The sequence below is a fragment of the Nitrospira sp. Nam80 genome, from assembly GCF_965152575.1.
The window spans coordinates 1,468,865-1,485,022 of sequence record NZ_OZ224216.1; the positions used below are offsets into that span (position 1 = coordinate 1,468,865).

Annotated in this window: 16 protein-coding genes; 10 read left to right on the forward strand and 6 right to left on the reverse strand. The window is 55.9% G+C overall.

Annotation, left to right across the window (positions count from 1 at the left end):
* Positions 1-155 precede the first annotated feature (155 nt).
* The 6 genes from ACWGXE_RS06825 to ACWGXE_RS06850 all read left to right on the forward strand — a co-directional run bounded on the left by ACWGXE_RS06825 (position 156) and on the right by ACWGXE_RS06850 (position 5,469).
* Positions 156-1,700, forward strand: coding sequence for a DegQ family serine endoprotease (locus tag ACWGXE_RS06825; protein WP_447602395.1), 1,545 nt, complete (start codon positions 156-158; stop codon positions 1,698-1,700).
* A 51-nt stretch (positions 1,701-1,751) separates the two neighbouring features.
* Positions 1,752-2,777 (forward strand): TRAM domain-containing protein, encoded by a 1,026-nt coding sequence (locus ACWGXE_RS06830; protein WP_447602397.1) that lies wholly within the window; start codon positions 1,752-1,754, stop codon positions 2,775-2,777.
* Between the two features lie 100 nt (positions 2,778-2,877).
* Positions 2,878-3,630 carry a 2-C-methyl-D-erythritol 4-phosphate cytidylyltransferase gene (gene ispD, locus ACWGXE_RS06835; RefSeq protein ID WP_447602398.1) on the forward strand — a complete coding sequence of 251 codons (753 nt, stop codon included), beginning with the start codon at positions 2,878-2,880 and terminating at the stop codon, positions 3,628-3,630.
* Positions 3,631-3,638: 8 nt separating this feature from the next.
* A complete protein-coding gene (ispF, locus tag ACWGXE_RS06840) occupies positions 3,639-4,121 on the forward strand; it encodes a 2-C-methyl-D-erythritol 2,4-cyclodiphosphate synthase (protein ID WP_447603880.1) in 483 nt (160 codons plus the stop codon).
* 94 nt (positions 4,122-4,215) lie between these two features.
* Positions 4,216-4,857, forward strand: a complete 642-nt coding sequence (gene cysE, locus ACWGXE_RS06845) for a serine O-acetyltransferase (RefSeq protein WP_447602400.1) — start codon at positions 4,216-4,218, stop codon at positions 4,855-4,857.
* A 264-nt stretch (positions 4,858-5,121) separates the two neighbouring features.
* Positions 5,122-5,469: a hypothetical protein gene (locus ACWGXE_RS06850; protein ID WP_447602401.1), complete on the forward strand. Its 348-nt coding sequence runs from the start codon at positions 5,122-5,124 to the stop codon at positions 5,467-5,469.
* Positions 5,470-5,533: 64 nt separating this feature from the next.
* On the opposite strand, the gene truA is transcribed toward ACWGXE_RS06850, so the two are convergent.
* Both truA and ACWGXE_RS06860 read right to left on the reverse strand, forming a co-directional pair.
* Positions 5,534-6,268, reverse strand: coding sequence for a tRNA pseudouridine(38-40) synthase TruA (gene truA, locus ACWGXE_RS06855; protein WP_447602402.1), 735 nt, complete (start codon positions 6,266-6,268; stop codon positions 5,534-5,536).
* 45 nt (positions 6,269-6,313) lie between these two features.
* Complete coding sequence (locus ACWGXE_RS06860; RefSeq protein WP_447602403.1) at positions 6,314-7,396, reverse strand: N-acetylmuramoyl-L-alanine amidase family protein; 1,083 nt, start codon at positions 7,394-7,396, stop codon at positions 6,314-6,316.
* 302 nt (positions 7,397-7,698) lie between these two features.
* On the opposite strand from ACWGXE_RS06860, the gene ACWGXE_RS06865 reads away from it, so the two are divergent.
* A complete protein-coding gene (locus ACWGXE_RS06865; RefSeq protein ID WP_447602404.1) occupies positions 7,699-8,232 on the forward strand; it encodes an NYN domain-containing protein in 534 nt (177 codons plus the stop codon).
* Here ACWGXE_RS06865 and ACWGXE_RS06870 read toward each other — a convergent pair.
* The 4 genes from ACWGXE_RS06870 to ACWGXE_RS06885 form a co-directional block, all read right to left on the reverse strand.
* On the reverse strand, positions 8,219-8,989 hold the full coding sequence (locus ACWGXE_RS06870) for a TatD family hydrolase (protein WP_447602405.1): 771 nt from the start codon (positions 8,987-8,989) through the stop codon (positions 8,219-8,221). The genes ACWGXE_RS06865 and ACWGXE_RS06870 overlap by 14 nt on opposite strands.
* A gap of 90 nt (positions 8,990-9,079) precedes the next feature.
* Positions 9,080-10,138: a 3-deoxy-7-phosphoheptulonate synthase gene (locus ACWGXE_RS06875; RefSeq protein ID WP_447602407.1), complete on the reverse strand. Its 1,059-nt coding sequence runs from the start codon at positions 10,136-10,138 to the stop codon at positions 9,080-9,082.
* 434 nt (positions 10,139-10,572) lie between these two features.
* The gene (locus ACWGXE_RS06880) at positions 10,573-11,061 is read right to left on the reverse strand and encodes a hypothetical protein (RefSeq protein ID WP_447602408.1); all 489 of its coding nucleotides are present in this window, start codon (positions 11,059-11,061) and stop codon (positions 10,573-10,575) included.
* 4 nt (positions 11,062-11,065) lie between these two features.
* Positions 11,066-11,896 (reverse strand): IS1 family transposase, encoded by an 831-nt coding sequence (locus ACWGXE_RS06885; protein ID WP_447602410.1) that lies wholly within the window; start codon positions 11,894-11,896, stop codon positions 11,066-11,068.
* A gap of 100 nt (positions 11,897-11,996) precedes the next feature.
* Here ACWGXE_RS06885 and ACWGXE_RS06890 point away from each other — a divergent pair, with 100 nt between their 5' ends.
* The 3 genes from ACWGXE_RS06890 to ACWGXE_RS06900 all read left to right on the forward strand — a co-directional run bounded on the left by ACWGXE_RS06890 (position 11,997) and on the right by ACWGXE_RS06900 (position 16,107).
* Positions 11,997-12,989: a P63C domain-containing protein gene (locus ACWGXE_RS06890; protein ID WP_447602412.1), complete on the forward strand. Its 993-nt coding sequence runs from the start codon at positions 11,997-11,999 to the stop codon at positions 12,987-12,989.
* Positions 12,990-13,283: 294 nt separating this feature from the next.
* Positions 13,284-13,568, forward strand: coding sequence for a hypothetical protein (locus tag ACWGXE_RS06895; protein WP_447602413.1), 285 nt, complete (start codon positions 13,284-13,286; stop codon positions 13,566-13,568).
* 97 nt (positions 13,569-13,665) lie between these two features.
* Positions 13,666-16,107 carry a TonB-dependent receptor gene (locus tag ACWGXE_RS06900; protein ID WP_447602414.1) on the forward strand — a complete coding sequence of 814 codons (2,442 nt, stop codon included), beginning with the start codon at positions 13,666-13,668 and terminating at the stop codon, positions 16,105-16,107.
* Positions 16,108-16,158 lie beyond the last annotated feature (51 nt).

Genomic DNA, 16,158 nt, shown 5'->3' on the forward strand with positions numbered 1-16,158 from the left:
TCTCGTACTGGATGCGCGCGAAGCAGCCCGCGGTACGGGTTGGTTCCCTTGAGACGCTGCCTTTTTTGTATGCCGGCCCGGCGTAACAGCGTGTCGGATGATGCGTTTGAGTGCTGGATCGGCTGGGTGCTTCAGCTTTCGAGAAATGAGGGTACGTGCAGTTTGATCGAGAGAGTAGTCATATACGGCGATCCTGGATTATTCCCTTCCTGTTGATTGCAGCCGGCGTCGTCATCGGCCTCATCGCCGCGTCGGAATTCGAATGGCTGCCGAACAGCCGTGCGATTCCCGAACAGGAAATTGCGCCGCCGGTCCGGCCGGTGGCGAGCGCCGTTCAACCGACCTTACCCGGATCCAACGGCCAGAGCTTTGTCGAGATCGCCAAGGCCGTCAAACCGGCTGTCGTGAATATCTTTGCGACCAGAAGCGGGAAAGCGGAAGGCACGCCTGGACAGGGGTCCCCATTCGATGACCCGTTTTTCCGGCGTTTCTTCGGCGATGAATTTTACAAACGGTTTGAGGCGCCGCGCGAACGCAAAGAGCGGGGACTCGGGTCGGGGGTGATCGTGGACGCGACGGGCATCATCATCACCAACAACCATGTAGTCAGCAAGGCCGATGAGATCAAAGTCTTTCTTTCCGATAAGCGTGAATTCAAAGCCAAATTGATCGGCACGGACGCCAAGACCGACATTGCCGTGCTCCGGATCGACGGGGCCGGAAACCTCCCCACGGCGCCGTGGGCCGATTCGGACAAATTGGAAGTGGGTGAATTCGTGCTGGCGGTGGGTAATCCGTTCGGTCTCACCCAAACGGTGACGTTGGGGATTGTGAGCGCGCTGGGCCGTTCGGCCGGGATCGCCGAATATGAGGATTTCATTCAAACCGATGCGGCCATCAACCCGGGAAATTCCGGCGGCGCCTTGGTGAATGTGCGGGGGGAACTGGTCGGCATCAATACGGCCATTTACAGCCAGAGCGGCGGCAACATGGGGATTGGCTTTGCTGTGCCGAGCAACATGGCGCACTCGATCATGAATCAGCTCGTCCAGCATGGCAAAGTCGTGCGCGGCTGGCTCGGCGTCTCCATCCAGGAATTGACGCCGGAATTGGCGTCGCAGTTCGGCGTTCCCAAAGAAACCAAAGGGGTACTGGTCAGCGATGTCATGGACGACAGTCCGGCCAAAAAGGCCGGGTTCGAACGCGGCGATGTGATCCTGGAATTTGACGGTCGTCCGATGGACTCGCCGACGCAATTGCGCAATGCGGTCGCCCAAACCGTCGTCGGGAAGAAGATTCCGATCAAATTCATCCGAGAGAAGAAAACGAAGACTGCCGAGGTCTTGATCGGCGAACAGCCGAAAAATCTGTCTCAAGCGGGATCGGAGGAGTCCGGCGAAGGGGTCGCCCCGACGGGCCTCCTCTCGGATCTCGACGTTAGGGAACTGACCGACGATTTGGCCGGTCGGTATGGTTTGAAAGCCGGTGAACGGGGTGTCGTCATCGTCCGCGTCAAAGCCGGGAGCCCGGCGGAGGAAGTAGGGGTTCGCGAGGGCGACATTATTCTAGAAGTGAATCGAAAGCCCGTGACGTCGTTGAAGGCCTATGAACGTCTGGCGTCCAATTTACCGAAGGATCAGTCCGTGTTGCTCTTGCTGAAGCGGCAAGGACGGACGATCTATCTCACATTGCGGCCGTGACGACGGGCGGCCGTCTCGGCTGCATCGGCGTCATACAGAGGAGGTGAAAGTATGGTACAACGCGCCATATTCGTCCTTCTCAGTGCACTAGCCGGCATGGCCCTGTTTCTACGGGCGAAGGACCCGAGCAGGGAATTTCTCTTGTCCGGCTTCGGCATTGGGGCGATCACCGGAGCGCTTATTGTCGCCGGTGAGTATGCATTGCGTAGATTATCATTCGGTATTATCGCAGGCGGCACCATGGGTTTGGCGGCGGGACTGGTCCTGACCGGCCTGGTCGAGTGGGTTGGCAGCGCGGTTTTTGACGTCGAGACCTTTTTGTTTCATATCGGTGGGCTGGTATTTTTGCTCGGACTGCCGTATCTCGGTCTTGTGTTGGGCGCGCAGTTCGGCAAAGACACACTTGTCGGAGGTCAACTGGGATCGTCCCCGGCGGCGGGGAGCGGCGTCAGCTCGAAGATCTTGGATACGAGCGTGATCATCGATGGGCGGGTAGCGGATTTGTGCGAAACCGGGTTTCTGGAAGGGACATTTTTGGTGCCGCATTTCATTCTGAATGAATTGCAGCATATTGCCGATTCCTCTGATTCGCTCAAGCGTGCCAGGGGACGACGTGGTCTGGACATCTTGAACAAGATTCAAAAGATGGGGGAATTGGATGTGCGGATCATCGAAGAAGATTTTCCCCAGGTCAAGGAGGTCGATGCCAAGCTGGTCGTGTTGGCCAAAAAAGTCGGCGGCCGCATCATCACGAACGATCTCAATCTCAATAAAGTGGCCGAATTGCAAGGTGTCCGCGTCTTGAATATCAATGAACTGTGCAATGCTTTGCGCCCGGTCGTCCTCCCCGGTGAAACCATCAGGGTCTTCGTGTTGAAGGAAGGCAAGGAGGCGGGTCAGGGTGTTGCTTATCTGGATGACGGGACGATGATCGTGGTCGACAATGCCCGGCGTTGTATCGGCCGCAATGTTGACGTCATTGTTACCAGTGTTCTGCAAACCACGGCAGGGCGGATGATCTTTACCCGATTGAAGGAGGAAGCGGAGCGAGAAGAGTACCAAGTGGCGCGTGGATAAGCCTCTGGTATCGGCCGACTACCCTGTGCCGATATTGGTGTGTCTGGCGCCCCCGTAATGCCGCATTTGATGCGATAGATCGACTGATCTGCTCCCCGCCATGCCGACTCTTTCTCGTCCGCCCGCTACGTCGATCCAGACGCCTCGCGTCGTAGCATTGGTCCCTGCCGCGGGACGCGGCCTTCGAATGGGAGGGCCGGTCGCCAAGCAATTTCTTGCGTTGGGAGGCCGGCCACTCCTGCTCCATAGTCTGTCCGTATTACAGGCGTCACCCGCTATTCAGGAAATCATTCTGGCTGTTCCTACGAGCGAGCGCCAATACTGCCTCGATGAGATCGTGACCCCGCACGGCATTTCAAAGGTGAGGAGGATCGTATCAGGAGGCGAGCAACGTCAGGACTCGGTGCGGCATGCACTGGCCGAGGTGAGCGCCGAGGTCGAAATTGTCCTTGTGCATGACGCGGTGAGACCGTTTGTGAGCGAAGATATGATCGTGCGGGTCATTCAAGCGGCCTCCGTCCACGGAGCGGCGATCGTCGCCTTGCCTATGAGAGATACGGTCAAACAGGTCGGCCCGAACGGGGTCATCGAGCGCACCGTCGATCGCCGTCCTTTATGGCTCGCCCAGACGCCTCAGGCGTTTCGAAGAGACTGGTTGGAGGAAGCCCACCACAAGGCCCAATTAAACAATATTCATGCGACGGACGACGCCCATCTCGTTGAACTGCTGGGCCGGTCCGTGATGGTAGTGGAAGGCAGTGGAGACAATATCAAGGTGACGAGGCCGGAAGATCTCGATATCGGGGAAGCCATCCTGAACAGGCGGGCAGCCAATGCAAGGAGTCATGAATGAGTCAGACCATGCGGATTGGATGCGGATACGATATTCACGCGTTGGAGCCGGGACGTTCCCTCATTCTCGGTGGCGTCGACATTCCTCATTCGAAAGGCCTGCTGGGCCACTCCGATTCCGATGCACTCGTTCACTCGGTCTGTGATGCCCTCCTCGGGGCGATGGGTGAAGGTGACCTTGGACGTCATTATCCGAGCAGCGACCAGCGATTCAAGAACATTTCCAGTCTCAAGTTGCTCGAAGACGTGGCTGAGAAGTTGGCCCGCAAAGGGTACCGGGTCGTGAATGTGGATTCGGTCATCATCGCGCAATCGCCGAGGCTCGCGCCGCACCTGGCGGCCATGGAAAAAAGCATTGCGGCCGTTCTTCGAGTGGATCCCGACCTCGTGAATGTGAAGGTCAAAAGCGGGGAAGGCTTGGACGCCGTCGGGCGCGAAGAAGCCATCGCGGCGCAGGCAGTCTGTTTGATTGCTACGGCGGGATCGTCGTAAGATGATCCGATAAAACTCCTTTTTAACATCTTGTGTCTACCGACCATCAGTTTCGTATTCCAAGAGTCTGCCATGGCTGCTCTTGGTGGTGACAATGTTCACGATCATTCGACAGGACCTCCAAGCGATTTTTGATCGGGATCCGGCCGCCACGAGCAAGCTGGAAGTCTTGCTGACTTATGCAGGATTCCACGCGCTTCTGGCCTATCGAATGGCCCATTGGATGAAGCGGTATGGAATTCCCTTTCTCCCTCGAGCGATTTCCCAACTGGCGCGCTGGTTGACCGGTATCGAGATTCATCCGTCCGCCAAGATAGGAACCGGCTTCTTCATTGATCACGGTATGGGCGTCGTCATCGGAGAGACGGCCGAGGTCGGCGATCATGTGACCCTGTTTCAAGGCGTCACGCTGGGGGGGACGGGAAAAGAACGCGGAAAGCGCCATCCGACATTGGGAAACCATGTCGTCGTCGGAGCCGGCGCGAAGATCCTCGGCGGGATCAAGATCGGAAATAACGTCAAGATCGGTGCGAACTCCGTGGTGGTCAAATCGGTGCCCTCCAATTCTACGGTGATCGGCGTGCCGGGCCGCATTATCAAAACGCAGGGCGAACGGGTGCCGGACGTTATGATGGATCACACCAACATCTCCGACCCGGTCGCCGATCGGATCTGGGCGCTCGAGCAGGAACTGGCCGAGCTGCGCAAAAAGGTCGAAAACCGGGAACAGAAGTAAGCCGATTCAGATATTGTCGTGTTTTGTTCGGCACGCGCCTGTTTTACCCCCGATAGATAACTCCGCATAAATTTTCCGCTCATTCCCCTCGAGATGCGTGAACGACGAGGAAGGTACCCCTCGTCAACGCACCATGCCGGTAACTGAATTCTGTCATCGAATAAACGACAACGATCACGCCGCTCCTTTCACTTGCCTGCCACCACGCCTGGTTTGACAGGCCTTGGGAGAGGGCTATACTTGTTGACACGAAGGAGTCATACGATGGACTGGCAGTTGGCGCTGTGGACCGGCACAAATTGGATGTTCAGCGGCGGAATTCTGTACCTCGTGTATCGATTCGGGTTCAATTATGCTCAGGAACAAGGGCTCAGGTTGAAATCCTGGAGAAGCATCGCCTTATTGCTGGGATTCCTGGTTGCGGTCGCCATGTTCGGAACGGATTATCCTGATGAAGGCTTGCTCGTTGCCTTTGACGACGACGATCGAGCCAGGTTCGTCGGGGTGTTTACGATCATCATTGTGACCTATGTGCTCGGTTTTGTGGACGGTCGCTTTCCCGAGCGTTTTCGGGAACAATCGGTTCAGAAACGTAGTTCGGCCGTCGTTTGAAGCACGCGCGGCATCCCGCTTCCCGGTATTGTTCGATTATGGACGGCCGACCAGCCGCTTCCATTCAATAATCCACCCGCACCAAATACAATCCGTGGGGAGGGGCCGTCTTCCCCGCGGCGGCTCTTGTCTGCGCCTCTAAAACGGCCTTGAGGCTGTCCGCAGATCGTTTCCCTGCTCCTACTTCCACCAGAGTTCCGACGATCGCGCGCACCATCTGTCTTAGGAACCGGTCGGCATAGACTTCGATGCGGATTAGATCCGCTTCGCGATGTATGGTCAGCCGGTCGAGCCGGCACATGGGGTTGATATTTTCGGTGGGAGAACCTTCGAAAGAAGAAAAATCATGCAGGCCGACAAGCGTCGCGGCCGCCTGCCGCATTGCCTCCAGATGTAGACTCTTGCTACGGTGCCACTGGCGATGGCGGTTCAACGCCGAGCGCTCCGGACGGTTGAGAATCCGATACTCATAGAGCTTGCCCGCCGCGGAATATCGAGCATGGAAGACATCCGCGGCTGGCTGGACGGATCTGACGCAAATATCCTTCGGCAGCAGCCCGTTCAGCGCTCTGAACCAGTCCTCCGGGGTTAATCGACTTTCGGTGCGGAAGCTCGCGACCTGCCCCAACGCATGAACGCCGGCATCGGTCCGGCCGGCGCCGACGATCGATATGCGTGTTTGCGCCACCATGGCGAGCGTGTCTTCAACGGTCGCCTGAATGGTCGGCCGGTCAGGTTGGCGTTGCCAGCCGGCGTAATGAGTTCCGTCGTATTCGAGGATGACCTTGAAGGTCGGCATGGCGATGGCGGCTGAGCGGAAAATCGGCGCGAGAATGAACCGGTCTCACCTGGCGGTCAGCCGGCTCGGTTGGAGATAAGCCTGAACTCCGTCGGCAATGGAGTCAGCGATATGTGCAAGGAATGCGGGCGTTCGCATGTGTTCTTCCTCGGCTGGATTCGACATGAAGGCGATCTCGGCCAGAATGCCGGGCATAGTGGTGAAGCGCAAGACATAGAACGGCGCCGTTTTGACGCCATGATCAATGGTGCTATAGTGCCCATTCAACTTCGTCACCATCGCCTGTTTAGCGGTCCAGGCCAGCTCCAGGGAATTTTCAATTTTCTTGCTGGTCAACAAATCCGCCACCAAGTATTCCCATCCGACTCCTGTGCTGTTCAACGGCGTCCCGTTCTCACGCGCCGCGACCTCCAGGGCCCGTTGATCCTTGGCTTCGCCAAAGTGATAAATTTCGAGCCCGCGTACGCCTTTGTGTGGATGGGAATTCACGTGGACGGACACGAACAGGTCGGCTTCTTGACTGTTGGCGAATTTGGCGCGATCTTCCAGTTCGATGAACGTATCGCGCTCGCGCGTCATGACGACGCGGGTATTGGGCAGTTTGCTGAGCCGGTCTCTCAGGAGCTGAGCCACTTTGAGCGTGATGTCCTTTTCGGTGGTGCCGCGCCGGCCGACTGTGCCTGGGTCTTTGCCGCCGTGGCCTGGATCAATGACAATAGTCTTGACGGCATCGGATCGCTTGGCTGTCGGCGAGACGGCGGCATCGCTGACGGTCGGATTGGGAACCACCGGCGCGGGACGCGGAGCCGTGTCGGGGGGCGGTGCCGGGGCGGTCGTCACATTCCCGATCGGTTGCGTGTCCCTGTGCTGCCGATGGGTCACATCCAATACCAAGCGGTCGGGATTCGAAAGGGCGAAGACCTTATAACTCTTTAATTTCTGCCTCGGCAGGACAATAGTGACGATCTTTGAACGACTTTGATTAACGAGAAAGGGGCGCGGAATCGTTCCTCCCGACACCTGGAGCCGTGAGGATTTTCCCAGAATGGCATTCGATAATTCGACGGTGACCCGCTCCGCGCTCGGCTCTTTGACCTCATAGGTCACTGGCCTATTGAGGTCGAGCACCAGCCTGGTTTCCTCCGGGGATGACCATGATCTGATACTGCGTACAATTACCGGATATTGGGAGGGAGCGGGCGAGGCGCCGGGGGCCGACACCGCCGGCCGGCGATCGGCGTACGCAGACTCCGGCCAGAAGCAGAGACCACATATAAAACCGATGAGCAGGAAGCAGGCGAAACAAATACGACGCGGGTAGTAGGTCAAGCCAGTAACTCCTTGCGGCTTACCAATAGGGGCGTTTTCTCAGATGCGTATGGTATTGTCAACAAAAGTGTTCAAATAATCAATGCGCGACGTGATCCGCCATGGCCGTTCATCTCATCATCGACGGGTATAACCTCCTGGGCGCCGGCGGTCGCGGTCGCACCGATCGCGAGCCATGGTCGGAGGCGGCCAGGGAAGAACTACTTCGCCGGCTCGGCGGCTATCGCCACCGTCGAGGCCATGCTGTCACGGTCGTGTTCGACGGCTGGCGTGCCGGCGGACACGTGGAATATCACGAACACCGGGGAGGCGTCGAGGTGATCTATTCTCGGCGCGGTGAGCAAGCCGACCAGGTAATACGCCGCTTGGCGGCCGAATATGGGAAAGATTGCGCCGTGGTATCGTCCGACCGCGAAGTGGGGGATTCAGCTCGTGCGGCAGGGGCGCTCGTGATGCCGGCCCCGGACTTTTGGATGAAACTGTTTGAGGCACCTTTGCCGTCAGCCGTGCGGCCGTTCAAAGAGCTTGATTCCGAACCGATGCGCGGCATGAAACGGGATCCTGACAAGAAGGGTAACCCGCGAAAGCTGCCAAAATCGGTTCGCAAGAGAAGCCGGCAACTCAGGGGATTTTGAACAGCCGGCGCGCGTTGGCGGCCGTCGTCTCCGCGATTGCGTCGAGGCTCATGCCGTCCAAGAGTCCCGCCAATGTGTGCGCGACATGCCGGACATAACCGGGTTCGTTGCGCTTGCCACGATGGGGAACGGGGGTCAGGTAGGGGCAGTCGGTTTCAATTAACAGCCGGTCCATCGGGACGGTTTTGGCAATGTCTCTCAGCATGCCGGCGTTCTGAAATGTCAGGATACCGGAAAACGATAGATAGAAGCCCAGGTCGAGCGCGTCTTTGGCCAGCCAGGCATCCCCAGAGAAACAGTGGAATACTCCTCCCGCTTGTGAAGCCTTTTCTTCTTGAAGAATCCGGATCGTATCCTCCTGCGCTTCCCGTGTATGAATGATAATCGGCCGCCGTAGCTCACAGGCAAGTTGCACCTGTTCTCGAAATCGAACACGCTGGTCTTCCGGAGAGGAGTGGTTGTAATGATAATCAAGCCCAATCTCCCCGTAGGCCACGACTTTCTTGTGCTCCGCCAGACGGCGCAGATGGTCGTACCATCCGCCGGTGATGTGCCTGACCTCATGGGGGTGGACACCGACTGAGGCGTACACGGTCGGATACCGGTCTGCCAGCGCAACGGCTGCTTGGCTTGTCGCCAGGTCGCAGCCGATCGTCACCATCCGGTCCACTCCCGCTTCGTGTGCCCGCGCGATCATCAGGTCCCGGTCGTCATCATACCGGGCGTCGTCCAAATGAGTGTGGGTGTCGATCAGCATCGGTCGGTCGTGCGGGGCCTTCTCGGCGCGCGGACATTGAAGCGGTGACCGGATGATAGGTTCAGGCGACGGATGGCATGACTGAGGCCCCTATACCGGTTTGGCATCCAATGAATCGGCGACCTGGTAGAGCAAGGCTTCGGTATCGTTCCATGCCAGGCAGGGATCGGTGATCGACATGCCGTAGGTCAGCGCCTTGTTGGGCTGCCAGGTCTGGCGCCCTCCTTCCAGATGGCTCTCCAGCATCAACCCCATGATGGAACGGCGTCCCTCCTGAAATTGTTTCAGGACATCGCGCGCCACCTCAATCTGGCGTTGATGATTTTTCCCGCTATTGTCATGAGAACAGTCCACCATGACGGCGCGTGCGAGCCCTTCGCCGGCGAGCGCGGCTTCGGCTCGGGCGATATCCTCGACACCGTAGTTCGTTCGTCCGCCGCCGCCCCGCAGTACGACATGCCGGTCGGGATTCCCGGTCGTCTTGATGATTGAAGTCATGCCGTCGGCATTGACCCCGACGAAGTGATGGGGCGTTCGACTGGCAACCATGGCATTGATGGCGACTTGGAGGCTGCCTTCCGTTCCGTTCTTGAACCCGACGGGCATTGAGAGGCCGCTCGCCATTTCGCGATGGGTTTGACTCTCCGTAGTTCTGGCCCCGATCGCCGTCCAACTCAACAAGTCGGCAATGTATTGCGGGATTACCGGATCAAGGAGTTCGGTGGCGCAGGGAACGCCTTTCCCGTTGATGGTGAGAAGAATGGTGCGCGCCAGCTGCACACCACGGGCAATGTCGCAGGTGCCGTCCAGATGGGGGTCATTGATCAGCCCCTTCCAGCCGACGGTCGTTCTCGGCTTCTCGAAATAGGTCCGCATCACGATCAGGAGTTTCTCGCGGACCGCATCGGCCACGGGCTTCAGCCGGTCGGCATATTCATAGGCGGCATCGGGCTCATGAATCGAACAGGGTCCGACAATGACGATAATGCGTTCGCGGTCGCGGCCGTGGAGGATATCGCGGATCGCTTGCCTGGTCTGGAATACCACCTCACTGATCGTATCCGTAATCGGGAGACGGGTTTTTACCTCGCGAGGTGAAGGAAGAGGCCGGATTTCAATAACGTGTTGATTGTCGATCGGTCTGGTCATAGCATGCCCTTGGAGTTGAACATTGGAAGGCCCAATACCATAGCGGAATCAGCCGCCGAAAGTCCAATGGGACCGGTAAAGGGTACTGGTAAAGTTTGACTAGCCGTGCTTCTCTTCGCGGGCTTTCCTTTGTCGGCGCAATTTGGCGAGGATAGCTTGGGCCTTTCTAACGAGCTGCTTGGTAAAGCGGTCCTTCTGAGTGAGCACTTTATTAATCCACTGCAATTCAGTTTCCCGCGCCATTAGTCCAATCTAACAGATCAGGGATTGGACTTTCTCCTTTCAGTTTGGTATTGTAACGAATCGTTACATTGCCGATGAGGGGCAGAAAATGGTCAAAATTACCAGTTCTGGTCTAATTGCCGGGGATAAATATTTGCGGGAGCACTCAGAGGAGTTTGATAATGGAACGGCACATGGAGAGCGTGCCGATTTTATTGCAGGGCTATTGTCAGAGATTTTCCATGCTTCACATGTAGCTTTTGAATTGCCGCGCCTGCCTCTTGAACTGCCTCCCAGGAGTGGCGGCTTAACTCATCAAGCCGAGCATGAGTGACATTGGTTGCTGTATTGGATTTTGCATGATACAGCCTCATGGAAGAGTTGTTGAATTCGCCCTCAAACATAATGGTGGCATGCGCAAGATCCTTGCGTTGCTTGCCAGATTTCTCGGCGGCTCTAATAACGGCCATCACTAATTCCTTATCTTCTGCGTCATGTGTGAGAGCCATTACGCGACGCAAGAGATTTTCTCTCTGCGGAAATGAATCAAACGTGAAAAAAATGGCACTCGCTATTTTGGGAGAAGTGCCAGATATGATCTGAAACGCCATGCACATGAATTGTTCATTCATTGATGCGTTATGCATCAGCTTTCCCGCTGTAAGTAGCACGTCATCTGGCGTAGCTTGTTTATTCTTCATAGCCTCAAGATATTAAATTTGTAATTTCCTCGATTGACCAAACATGATCAGCAATTCCGGCCTGCATCGCAGGAGTAACCCTGAGTGTTTGATGAATCCTTGCGAAGTTGTAATACATAAAATAGAGCGCCAGGGCATGCCGATGATTTTCGATTTTCTTGGAATGCGCATTGGTCAGTCGCGTAAATCTACGCATTCCCATTCTTATCTGCAAGTTCATTCTTTCCGCATAGCTGGTTGAAATATGATTAGCATCCGGATTGCCCATGATCTTATGGGTACGGGTTCCGCAGCACTGGGCCGGACTATACCGAGTTGTCGCGCCTTCTTGCGGCGGGGCTGAATAGATCTTCTCTAGCATGGCGTAGTCGATTTCTGAGCCGAACGCGCCATCAACCGCCTGAAGATACGGCCTGTGGCCGTCCGTAGTGAGCTGTACGCGATGAGCAAGGCGTGAGGCTAGGTCTTCGATAAACTTTACGGCATAGGCCGTTGTGCGCTCTCCTACAAGCCAAGAAACCATCAGCTTGGTATCCGCACAGATCGCCGTCCAGGTCCATACACTGCCAAAGCCAAACTTGCCTTTCAGTTCTTCCGGTAGATTCTTATCCTTCGCAAAACAGAACGACCATATCTCATCGGCCTGAACGCGCTTGCATGGCAGGTTGCGCAATTTCTCATCTTGATACTTGGCGCAAGCCGTACCGAGATCGGCCAAGAGTTTCAGAATGGTGGGCTTTGATATGCCAGTCATGCGGACCACGCTATTGACGCTTGAGCCCTCTACAAGGGCCGCTACCACTTGGCTGCGCTTTGCGCCGCTCAACTTGTTCATGTATCCTCCCAGTGCAAGCATTCAGTTATATCGAACGTGCTTGCATTATGCGCCAGATCCCTGTAAGATGCAAGCATAAACAACTAACGGAGGTGCTTGCATGCCAAAGGGGGACGTAATAGGACGTGCTGGGGGTTTGGCTCGGGCTGAGGCTTTGTCGGATGAAGAACGGAAAGAAATCGCTCGAAAAGCCGCTGTGGCGCGGTGGGGCGAAAGACCCTTAAAGGTCATTCACAAGGGCAGCTTTCAAGAGCATTTCGGAATAGATGTCGATTGTTACGTGCTAGATGATCCCCAAAAAACAGCCGTGATTAGTAAGCGTGGCATGGGCCAAGCCATTGGCTTGAGCAAGCGCGGAGATAGGCTAGCGGTTTTTGTGAACAGCAAAAACATGGAAGATTACATCGGCCGCGAATTGAAGGAAAAAATCGCAAAACCCATTATTTTTCAACGCACTGGCTCGGCCGCGGAAAACCCCATAAGTGACCAGACGCACGGATACGATGCCACTATCCTTATCGATATTTGCACATCCGTGCTCGATGCCAGGAATGACGGCAAATTATCTGATCAGCGATACGATAAGATGGTGGAGCAGGCTCGGATCATTTTAAGTGCCTCTGCGAAATCTGGCATTAAGGGCCTGGTATACGCGCTGGCTGGATATAATCCTTCGGCGCAAGAAGTCATTGATGCCTTTAAGTTATATGTCCAGGAGGAGGCTAGGAAATATGAACCGGAATTCCCCAATGAGCTTTATGCGCAATGGCATAGACTTTATGAGATAGAGGTTCCGCAACGGGGCAAACCTTGGCAGTTTAAGCACCTAACCGTTGAGCATATTTACTATCCACTAGCTCAGAGCAATGGGAAAATCTATGAATTAGTAAAAGCTTTAAAGGCGAAAGATGGTGACAGGCAGAAAAAACTCTTCCAGTTCCTCAATGATGTCGGGGCAAGGGCATTGAGGATACACCTTGGCCGTGTTCTTGAAATGTGCGAATCTTCGGAAGATCGAAATGATTATGAGGCTAAGATAAAGAAGCGATTCGGGGCGCAGCAAGAACTAGATTTTGCTGCTTCCGCTACTTAGGCTTTCGCTTGGCAGGCTTCTTCTTCTCTTTCCGTGGTACGAGCGTGCCACCTATGGCCGTTTCTACCACGGACCGAGCGAGCGCGAGAGGATCGGTAGGGTTTTTCTTGGGCTTCTTCGGCATGCCTCATCATGCCAGATCGCAAGCATGATGTCACGTAACCGGAGATTCAAACTTTACCAGTACCCGGTAAAGACTCGGGGGCTTGCTTTCCGGCAAGTGCTTTGTTAGAAGTCAGGCCCCGTATGATTAGCCGGATTCCCATGGCATCTTCTGGCCGGTTCAGAAGCTCAATGATCGCGCTCGCGGTCTCGCTGCTGTTGATCGTAATGGCGCCGTTTTCGACGGCGTTGGCCGTTCACCATGACTTGGCGGCGGCGGATCATGACGGGCATGAGCATTCCGATACCGACCTATGTCAATGGGTTCAGTATCACACCGGTCATTCGCTTATCGGCGAAGTGCCCGCCGTCTCGTCACTCTTTCACGCGCTTGAACCGAAGTTCCATAAGCAGCCTCTCTTCATCTCTCTCTCGCTTTCCGACTCTCTCGCTTCGCGCGCGCCTCCCGCGTTCTGAACGCGGCCGAATCCATCACCGATTATGACATGGCGGCGTCCGGCGTATGCGGAAAGCCTACCGCGCGCTCGACCGCCGGCGGATTCAGGAGGATTGTATGCGGAAGCTTCGTGCAGGGCTATGCCCTGTGGTGTGGTGTGTGTTGATTGCGTCGATGCTCGGTTCTACCGGGGATGCGACGGCGCAAGAGCAGGAGGTGAATCCCGGGGAAAGACGGCTCACGGGATTTGTGCAAAACCAGGATCTCCGGCGCGTATCCCAAGCCACCGTCGAGGTGCGAGATCAGGAAGGTAATACGGTGGCGCGAACGGTCACCGATGAGGCGGGCGAATTCAGCGTGATCGTCAAGCAGGACAGTATGGTTTCCGTGAACGCCGTGCTGGATACGTACCGCAGCGAATATGTCGTGGTTGCCAAAGGAACAGAACAAGCGGCGCCCATTCGCCTGACATTGACCGAAACGCAAGAGATCGCACTCGATATCGTCTCGCCTCTGGCGCCGATTCAATACAAGGCATCGAGCGAGACCTATGCCGTGAGCCGGAAAGACATCGAAGAGCTTCCCCGCGGCAATAACAATGAACTGCACGATGTGCTGCTGACTGTCCCAAGCGCGGTTTATGGGGCGTTGAAACAGGTCCATATTCGACAAGACCATGCCAATATTCAGTTCCGTATCGACGGGGTTCCCATCCCGGAGACGGTTTCCACGACGTTTTCCGACGTCATTACGCCGCGAGCCTGGGAGCGGGCGGATATTATTCTGGGCGGCATGGAGGCCCAGTATGGAAACAAGACGGCGGCGCTGCTCGATATCACGACGAAAAGCGGAACCAAGCCGGGATTTGGCTCCGCCCAAATATTCGGGGGGTCCAATCAGACCGTAAATCCGTCATTCGAGTACGGGGGAACCGTCGGGGCCAAGTTTCGTTTCTATGCCTTGAACAGTTACACGACGACGAATCGCGGCATTGAGCCGCCGACATTGGGCCATTCGATCTTTCACGGGCAGAGTGAGCGCAATCAGACTTTTCTCCGGGGCGATTATCAGCATGACAACAGGAACAACTTCACGTGGCTCTTCCTGAATTCGGTCGCCAAGTATCAAATTCCAACAAGACCCGGAATTGAACTGGACCCTAGCGGCCAATTGCTGCCGCTCTTGCAGGCGAGCAGCCCTGGTTTCACGCCCGTTGCTTCGCAATCGGTGAACGAATTCCAAAAGGAGAACAATCAATACAGTCATCTGGTGTGGCGTCACGATGTGAATGCAAACAATTTTTTCAGTCTTGCCGGCTATTTCCGGCACACTAGAGCCACCTTCAAGACGGACCCTTTGAATGTCCTGGCCTATACCCAGGATCCGGCAGAGCCTTTCTCAACGTCGGACCAGGATCGCAATGGTTATTCGACCGGAATCCGGTTGGACTATACCTACGTCCATAGCAAGGAACATTTGATCAAGACCGGGTTCCAGATCGATCGCACTCAGGCGGTGAACAAGACACGGCTGTTTACATTCGGCGAGGATGCAGCCGGCAATCCTATCGGCGATCTCTTGACGTTGAACGCGGACAATCGATTGATTGGATATCGCCAGGAATTCTGGATTCAGGACCAATGGAGCCCGAACGACAAGTGGACCTTCAATCTTGGGGTCCGCGGTGATGCTGTGCAGTATCTACGGAACGAGGGGCAGGTCAGTCCCAGGATAGGCGCGACGTACAAGTACAATCAGTCACATGTCTTCCACGCCTTCTATGGACGCATGTTCACGCCCCCCAATCTCGAGTCCATCTCCTTCGCGAAGCTCAATACGGCCGGCACGAAGGCGCAACCGGAAGATCCCACCAGCAATACTGTGCGCGCGGAACGGGCCCATTATTTTGAAGTCGGCAGCTATCACGCCTTGAACCGCTATGCGACGTTGGAATTGACGGGCTGGTACAAACTGAGCAATTTTCTTTCCGATGCGGGCCAGTTCGGCACGACCCCGCTGCTGAATTATTTTGCCTTTGAGCGCGGATGGCAGCGCGGCATCGACGGCGCGTTGAAGGTGCGGCTGACGGAAGACCTCACGGCTCGCGCCAATGTCGCGTGGGGCCAATGCAAAGGCTATGGATTGCAGTCCGGTAACTTTCTTCTTGAGGCGAAAGAGATCGCCGACATCAACTCGAAGGGGGGCGTCTTTTGCGACCATATGCAGACGCTGACCAGTTCGGCGGTCGTGAGCTATCGCATCAAGGAAAGGACGACTCTCACCGGCCAAATGTTGTACGGCTCCGGGTTACGAACCGCGGCCGATGCGGAGGCCAAGACCAACTCGAGTCATAGCCCGTCCTATACGATTTACAACCTCTCAATCGCTCATATCTTTCCGCTTCCTTGGGAGGGGCAAAAGTTCTTGTTGGGCTTCGATATCATCAATCTGTTGGATCAACAGTACTTTATCAATCAGGGCGAGGGAAGCATTGGATTGGGGGTGGCCCATGCTGGTATGCCGCGATCATTCTTTTTTCGCGGGCAGTGGTTTTTCTGACGAGGCGCGCACGCTCTGCCCCGGCTCTTGCGGATGATCTTTCTCGGAAGC